The following is a 6293-nucleotide window of genomic DNA, read 5'->3' on the forward strand; positions in this document are numbered from 1 at the left end:
ATTACAGCGCATTTAAGGCCTTAACGTCCAATACATGTCTAAAATAGACCATTCACTCTTTTCAGCGCACGAGCATGCTCTTGATGATAATTTCGGAGATTGCCCCGAGTGCGGTAAACCTCTTCATATAAAGAACAGTAAATCCGGCCCTTTTATCGGGTGTACGGGCTATCCGGAATGTAGCTTTAGTAAGCCACTTCACGATAAACAAACCACCATACTGAAAACCTTAGACGGTGTAGCCTGCCCAGAGTGCGCATCCGACTTAGCCATAAAGAAGGGGCGGTTTGGCATGTTTATCGGATGCACTAATTTTCCTTCATGCCATCACATAGAGCCCATTAAAGAAAAAGAAGACACTTTGGTGGATTGTCCAAAGTGTAAGAAAGGACACCTAATCTCGCGTACTAACAAATACGGCAAACAGTTTTTTGCGTGCAACCATTATCCACAATGTCGATATGTGCTAAATTTCACGCCGGTAAATGAAAGCTGCCCAGACTGCGGTTGGGGAGTATTGATAGATAAAAAGGGGCAGTTACAGTGTCCTCAGCCAGCTTGCGGCTATAAAAAGTAACTATACGAAGAGATTAAAACCATGTCTGATATCCAAAATGGGAACGTAAACACGTTTACCCCCGTTGAGGCTAACTCACCTGAAGTAGACCCTGTTGTTGCCGCATTCCAAGCTGGCAGTTTAATCGTTTATCCAACCGAAGCGGTAATGGGCATCGGATGTGACCCCGACAATGAAGCCGCAGTAAATGCGCTGTTAGAGATAAAACAGCGACCGGTAGAAAAAGGCGTGATCTTGATTGCTGCGAATTACAGTCAGCTACTGCCTTATGTAAACGACAATGCCATTCGCCCAGATAGACGCACTGATATTTTTTCGAGCTGGCCAGGCCCTAATACCTGGCTATTACCTAAGTCGTCATCTGCGCCAGTTTGGTTAACCGGCAAGCATAGTAAAATAGCGGTGCGCGTAACTAACCACCCAGTGGTAGTGGAGCTGTGTAATAAGCTAGGAAAACCAATAGTTTCTACAAGCGCTAACCTGACCGGCCAACCGCCGGCCACGACCACTGAAGAAGCAAAAAACGTATTCGCTGATTCTGTATTCTACGTCGAAGGGGAAGTAGGCGGTGCAACTAAACCTAGCACCATTCGAGATGGCGACACAGCAGAGGTAATAAGAGCATGACATCAGCAGGATTACTGGACGGTAAAAACGCCGCTGAAGTAATAGAACAAGTAAAAAGTTATCTACTGGGGTTGCAAGACACTATTTGCCAAACCCTTGAACTTGCCGACGGTAAGGGCCAGTTTGTCGAAGACAGTTGGCAGCGTGAAGAAGGTGGCGGTGGCCGTTCTCGAGTACTAAAAAATGGTGCAGTGATTGAACAAGGTGGCGTTAACTTTTCCCATGTGTTTGGCAGTCAAATGCCGGCATCAGCAACGGCTAATCGGCCTGAATTAGCAGGAAGAAACTTTCAGGCTATGGGTGTTTCACTCGTTATTCATCCACATAACCCGTATATCCCAACGTCACACGCTAATGTTCGCTTTTTTATTGCAGAAAAAGAGGGCGAGGCACCTATTTGGTGGTTTGGCGGTGGCTTCGACTTAACGCCATTTTATCCGTTTAAAGATGACGTTGTACATTGGCATGATACCGCTAAAAAATTATGTAAGCCGTTTGGCGATGATGTCTACCCTAAGTACAAAAAGTGGTGCGACGACTACTTTTACTTAAAGCATCGCAATGAAACTCGCGGAGTGGGCGGTTTATTCTTCGACGACCTGAATGAATGGGGCTTTGAACAGTCATTTGCATTCATGCAGGCTGTTGGTAATGGCTTCATCGATGCTTACGTTCCTATTGTTGAACGTCGTAAGCAAACCGATTTCGGCGAAAGAGAGCGTGATTTCCAACTTTATCGCCGGGGCCGCTACGTTGAGTTTAACCTTGTATTCGACCGGGGCACTTTATTTGGACTGCAAACCGGCGGACGTACGGAATCAATTCTAATGTCGATGCCGCCGCTAGCGCGTTGGGAGTACTGTTACACGCCTGCACCGGGTAGCGCCGAGGCCAAGCTGACAGACTGGTTAAAACCTACTGATTGGTGATCAATTGTTAAATAAGGCTGCGCTTAAATCCTTAAGTGTGCCGCCGATAGCAGCTTTCATCTTTAATGACTAAAAAACGCCGTATTAACGTTAATGCGGCGTTTTTTTTTGATCTACATCAAGGTGGAATATCATCTGCGTTTCAGTGAGTTATCAAACTTGCGCTGGATCAATGTTTCTCTTAACCACAGGCGTAAAGTAGCGCCATCTTAGTTAAACACAAAAGAGACACATCATGCGCAAACACTTTTTATCTGCATCTGCACTTTGCCTTACACTTGCTGCACTCTCACCTTTAGCTAGCGCTCACCAGCAGGGCGACTGGATTGTTCGTGGCGGTCTTACGACCGTTGCTCCTGACGAATCGACGTCTAACATCGTCGCGGGTGGAACTGATCTTGGCGTGGCTCTTAATATCGATAACGATACTCAGCTTGGTTTAAATGTAGCGTACTTTATTACTGACAATATTAATATCGAGCTGCTTGCCGCAACGCCCTTTAAGCACGACGTTAATTTTTCTGTTGCTGATCCGTTAGGGACGGGTAATCAGCTTGGTGAAGTCACGCATCTTCCTCCTACGCTTACCGCAAACTACTATTTTAATGATGCCAGCTCTGCGTTTCAGCCGTACATTGGTGCAGGTATCAACTATACCTTTATATTTGATGAAGAGTTTACAGGTGCAAATGAAACAGCTGGCTTAAGCGACCTATCGCTTGATAATTCATTTGGCTTGTCAGCACAGGTGGGAATGGATTACCAAATTGATACCAAATGGCATGTCAATGCATCGGTTCGATTCATTGATATAGATACCGAAGCAACCTTCAAAGTGGGTGATGCTGCTGGAAAGGTAAGTGATATTGAAATAGATCCTTGGGTGTATACCTTATCGGTGGGTTACACATTCTAATTATTAGTTCTGCGCCTTATTAACTATTAGGCTTTCACAATTGCACTACTTTATGCGCCATAAAGAGCGTAGACAGTAACAGGGGAGTTGCGCGTTAAAAGGTTAATCCTTTCAACGCGCTTTTTTATTTTGTATTCACCATGTGATTGGCGAGTTGATCAAGTGCGTCTATCAACTGTTGAGCTAAGGCGATATCTTCAACCGTTTTAAACATGGCTTTTCGCATGCAATACATCCACTGAGCTTTTAACTCCGGTGTTACGGTATAAGGTAGGTGGCGTGCACGCAGACGCGGGTGGCCATACTGCTGCTGGTAATCATCAGGACCACCAAGCCATAAACTTAAATATAGAAAGAACACGTGGCGAATTCTGTCTAATGGCTGGGGGTGAATAGCTAGCAATTCATTGGCGAGTGGATCGGTTTCCATTATGTCGTAAAACGTATTTGCTAATTCCCGTACTTTCTCCTCTCCACCTATACGTTCATATGGTGTACTCTGCGAAGCACGATTATCGCTTTTCTTCTTTATATTAAATAAGTCTCGTATTCCCATGAAAAAATTCGCTGTATTCGGAAATCCTATAGCACAGAGTTTATCACCAACTATCCATCAAATGTTTGCTGAACAAGTGGGAGAAAAGATTTCTTATGAAAAGATACTTGCGCCAGTAGATGGTTTTGTAGATGCCGCCAACGCGTTTTTAGCTCAGGAAGGCGCGGTAGGTTGTAACGTCACTATGCCTTTTAAGCTTGATGCATTCAACTTGGCAAAGGTAGACGACCAAGCAGCCAAAGATGCACAAGCTGTTAATACGCTAATGAATGGTGACAGCGGTGAAGTGTGGGGATACAACACTGATGGTGTAGGGCTGGTAAACGACTTGCTTAACAGCGGTGTGGAAATTAAGGGTAAGCGCGTGTTGCTTATTGGTGCCGGCGGCGCAGCCCGTGGCGTAATCTCCCCGTTAATAAAAGCAGGGGCCGCTTCTTTAACCATTGCAAATAGAACCAAAGCAAAAGCTGAGGAAGTAGTAAATGCTGCCTCTAACGCTAAAGTGCAGGTGGTCGCGCTTGAGGATATCGCAGACGTTGCGCCTCATATTATTATTAATTCAACAGCCGCCAGTTTAAGCAATGAATTGCCGTGCCGTTTAAATGATGGTGTTTTACAAAATTGTGAAGTGGTGTATGACATGGTTTATAAAAACTCACCCACGCGCTTTATGAGAGATGCGGCCGAACTTGGTGTTAAGACACAAATCGATGGATTAGGGATGCTGGTTGAGCAAGCGGCTGAAGCATTCTACATATGGACACAAAAGCGCCCCGATACTTCAGATATTGTAAAACGTGTCAGGGCTATCGTTGAGCAAGGTGAGAAGCGAAACTAGTTCGCTTCTTCAAGGTACTCATCTTTCAATACAACATAGTTAACGGCAGACTGTTTCAGGAATGCCATTTCAGCGTCGTTGAGCGGCCTTTTCTTTTGCATGGGGTTTCCCACGTAAAGAAATCCGCTTTCTAACCTTTTGTTCGGCGGTACTAATGTACCTGCACCAATAAACACATCGTCTTCAACAACTACACCATCCATTACAATAGCGCCCATGCCAACGAGAATTCGATTACCCAACTGACAGCCGTGCAGCATACACTTATGCCCAACGGTAACGTCCTCACCAATAATAAGTGGGAAGCCGTCGGGGTTTTTCTCAGATTTACGGGTAACGTGTAAAACACTGCCATCTTGAATATTAGAACGGGCGCCAATACGAATTTTGTTCACGTCGCCACGGGCTGCAACCATCGGCCAAATACTCGCATCATCTTCTAAAACTACATCACCGACGATTCTTGCCGAGCCATCAACATAGACATTCTTTCCTAATATAGGAGAAACACCTTTAAAACTATCAATCGATTTATGCATTACACACTCATATAAATTGCGCAGAAAGTGAATTACGCAAACTCTAACAGCAATGCCGATGAGTTGGTACTAGTAGGGTGGTTACAGAGCCTACCTGTAATGCTTTAAGCAACAGGTAACTATCTTGGGGTAGCAATACGCGAAGAGGAGGGTAGCAAATCACAAGGAGAAAAATGATAATGTAGCTTGCTAATAGAATTTATCGAGACGTTGTAATGCCCAAGCGCTATGTATTTTTCACTGCCCTTTCCTATGCGTATCCTATTTATAGACCACTACAAGAGGCCATTAGGGCTAGAGGTGACGAAGTAGCGTGGTTTTTGGAAGGAGAATGTCCCGATCTATTGAAGCCTGATGAAATTCGCCTTCATACTATTAATGATGTTATTGAATACAACCCCTTAGCCATATTTGCGTGTGGAAATATCATCTATCACTTTTTGCCAGGTATAAAGGTATCAGTCTTTCACGGTTATCCGATTGGCAAGCGAGGGGAGAAGAGTAGCGCTACAGATGATCATTTCTCTATTCGCGGGTGGTTTGATATGTACTGTACTCAGGGGCCAAGTAGCACAGAGTATTTTAAGCAGCTTGAAGCAAAGCATCAGTTTTTTAAAGTGTATCAAACAGGTTGGGCTAAAGTGGATGACTACTTTTCTTCATATAAGAAGGAAAACGATGTTCCCACTATTCTCTACGCCACCACTTTTTCTAAAGGCATTACCTCTGCTCCTGTACTTGTCGACACAATAAGTAGGTTAGTGAAAGAAAAGAAATGGAATTGGCGTTTAACATTTCATCCTAAACTCAACGATCAAGCACTATTAAATAGATATCGTGCGCTGGCAGATGAATATAGTAACGTTACGTTTGTCGATAATGTGCGTCTTGAAGACTTTCAGCAATCAGATGTCATGTTGTGTGACAGCAGCTCTATAATTTTAGAGTTTATGATGATGAACAAACCTGTTGTCACTTATCGCAATACAAACCCTGGACAACATTTACTTAATGTCACAGAAGTAAGCGAAGTAGAAAACGCCATTGAAACTGCATTAACACGACCAGCATCATTAATGAAAGAGGTTAATGACTTTGCCCATTATCATGAAGCCTATAGAGATGGACATAATTGCGAACGTATTTTAGATGCAGTCGATGACTTTAATAGTAACTATAAAGGTAAGATAAAAGCTAAGCCGCTTAACCTGTGGCGCAAGTTCAGGTTAAGGAATAAGCTGAAATACTGGAAATAGTTGGTATTTTGAGCGTTCAAAACGAATGTGACACTTTTTTTAAAATAAGTGTTGA

8 protein-coding genes are annotated in these 6293 nt (G+C 43.8%); 6 read left to right on the forward strand and 2 right to left on the reverse strand.

Features of this window, described 5'->3' with window-relative positions; genetic code table 11:
* Nucleotides 1–34 precede the first annotated feature (34 nt).
* The 4 genes from RJ41_RS14620 to RJ41_RS14635 all read left to right on the forward strand — a co-directional run bounded on the left by RJ41_RS14620 (nt 35) and on the right by RJ41_RS14635 (nt 3049).
* The gene (locus tag RJ41_RS14620) at nt 35–577 is read left to right on the forward strand and encodes a DNA topoisomerase family protein (RefSeq protein ID WP_039222332.1); all 543 of its coding nucleotides are present in this window, start codon (nt 35–37) and stop codon (nt 575–577) included.
* Between the two features lie 21 nt (nt 578–598).
* Nucleotides 599–1204 carry an L-threonylcarbamoyladenylate synthase type 1 TsaC gene (tsaC, locus tag RJ41_RS14625; RefSeq protein WP_039222334.1) on the forward strand — a complete coding sequence of 202 codons (606 nt, stop codon included), beginning with the start codon at nt 599–601 and terminating at the stop codon, nt 1202–1204.
* Nucleotides 1201–2133: an oxygen-dependent coproporphyrinogen oxidase gene (gene hemF, locus RJ41_RS14630; RefSeq protein ID WP_039222335.1), complete on the forward strand. Its 933-nt coding sequence runs from the start codon at nt 1201–1203 to the stop codon at nt 2131–2133. The genes tsaC and hemF overlap by 4 nt, the downstream gene beginning before the upstream one ends.
* A 235-nt stretch (nt 2134–2368) precedes the next feature.
* The gene (locus RJ41_RS14635) at nt 2369–3049 is read left to right on the forward strand and encodes an OmpW family outer membrane protein (RefSeq protein ID WP_014947736.1); all 681 of its coding nucleotides are present in this window, start codon (nt 2369–2371) and stop codon (nt 3047–3049) included.
* 124 nt (nt 3050–3173) lie between these two features.
* On the opposite strand, the gene RJ41_RS14640 is transcribed toward RJ41_RS14635, so the two are convergent.
* Entirely contained in the window at nt 3174–3605 is a 432-nt protein-coding gene (locus RJ41_RS14640; RefSeq protein ID WP_014947737.1) for a group II truncated hemoglobin, read from the reverse strand.
* On the opposite strand from RJ41_RS14640, the gene aroE reads away from it, so the two are divergent.
* On the forward strand, nt 3604–4443 hold the full coding sequence (gene aroE, locus RJ41_RS14645; RefSeq protein WP_039222347.1) for a shikimate dehydrogenase: 840 nt from the start codon (nt 3604–3606) through the stop codon (nt 4441–4443). The genes RJ41_RS14640 and aroE overlap by 2 nt on opposite strands.
* Here aroE and RJ41_RS14650 read toward each other — a convergent pair.
* A complete protein-coding gene (locus RJ41_RS14650; RefSeq protein ID WP_039222349.1) occupies nt 4440–4982 on the reverse strand; it encodes a gamma carbonic anhydrase family protein in 543 nt (180 codons plus the stop codon). The two genes, aroE and RJ41_RS14650, sit on opposite strands and share 4 nt — an antisense overlap.
* 344 nt (nt 4983–5326) lie before the next feature.
* On the opposite strand from RJ41_RS14650, the gene RJ41_RS14655 reads away from it, so the two are divergent.
* On the forward strand, nt 5327–6238 hold the full coding sequence (locus RJ41_RS14655; RefSeq protein ID WP_084081908.1) for a UDP-N-acetylglucosamine 2-epimerase: 912 nt from the start codon (nt 5327–5329) through the stop codon (nt 6236–6238).
* Nucleotides 6239–6293: the final 55 nt, after the last annotated feature.

The organism is Alteromonas marina, from assembly GCF_000808575.1.
Taxonomy (GTDB): domain Bacteria; phylum Pseudomonadota; class Gammaproteobacteria; order Enterobacterales; family Alteromonadaceae; genus Alteromonas; species Alteromonas marina_A.

Excerpts from the sequence above, each read along its gene's own strand:
- RJ41_RS14620 (WP_039222332.1), top strand. The coding sequence starts at position 35 with ATGTCTAAAATAGACCATTCACTCTTTTCAGCGCACGAGCATGCTCTT.
- tsaC (WP_039222334.1), top strand. The coding sequence starts at position 599 with ATGTCTGATATCCAAAATGGGAACGTAAACACGTTTACCCCCGTTGAG.
- hemF (WP_039222335.1), top strand. The coding sequence starts at position 1,201 with ATGACATCAGCAGGATTACTGGACGGTAAAAACGCCGCTGAAGTAATA.
- RJ41_RS14635 (WP_014947736.1), top strand. The coding sequence starts at position 2,369 with ATGCGCAAACACTTTTTATCTGCATCTGCACTTTGCCTTACACTTGCT.
- aroE (WP_039222347.1), top strand. The coding sequence starts at position 3,604 with ATGAAAAAATTCGCTGTATTCGGAAATCCTATAGCACAGAGTTTATCA.
- RJ41_RS14640 (WP_014947737.1), bottom strand. The coding sequence starts at position 3,605 with ATGGGAATACGAGACTTATTTAATATAAAGAAGAAAAGCGATAATCGT.
- RJ41_RS14650 (WP_039222349.1), bottom strand. The coding sequence starts at position 4,982 with ATGCATAAATCGATTGATAGTTTTAAAGGTGTTTCTCCTATATTAGGA.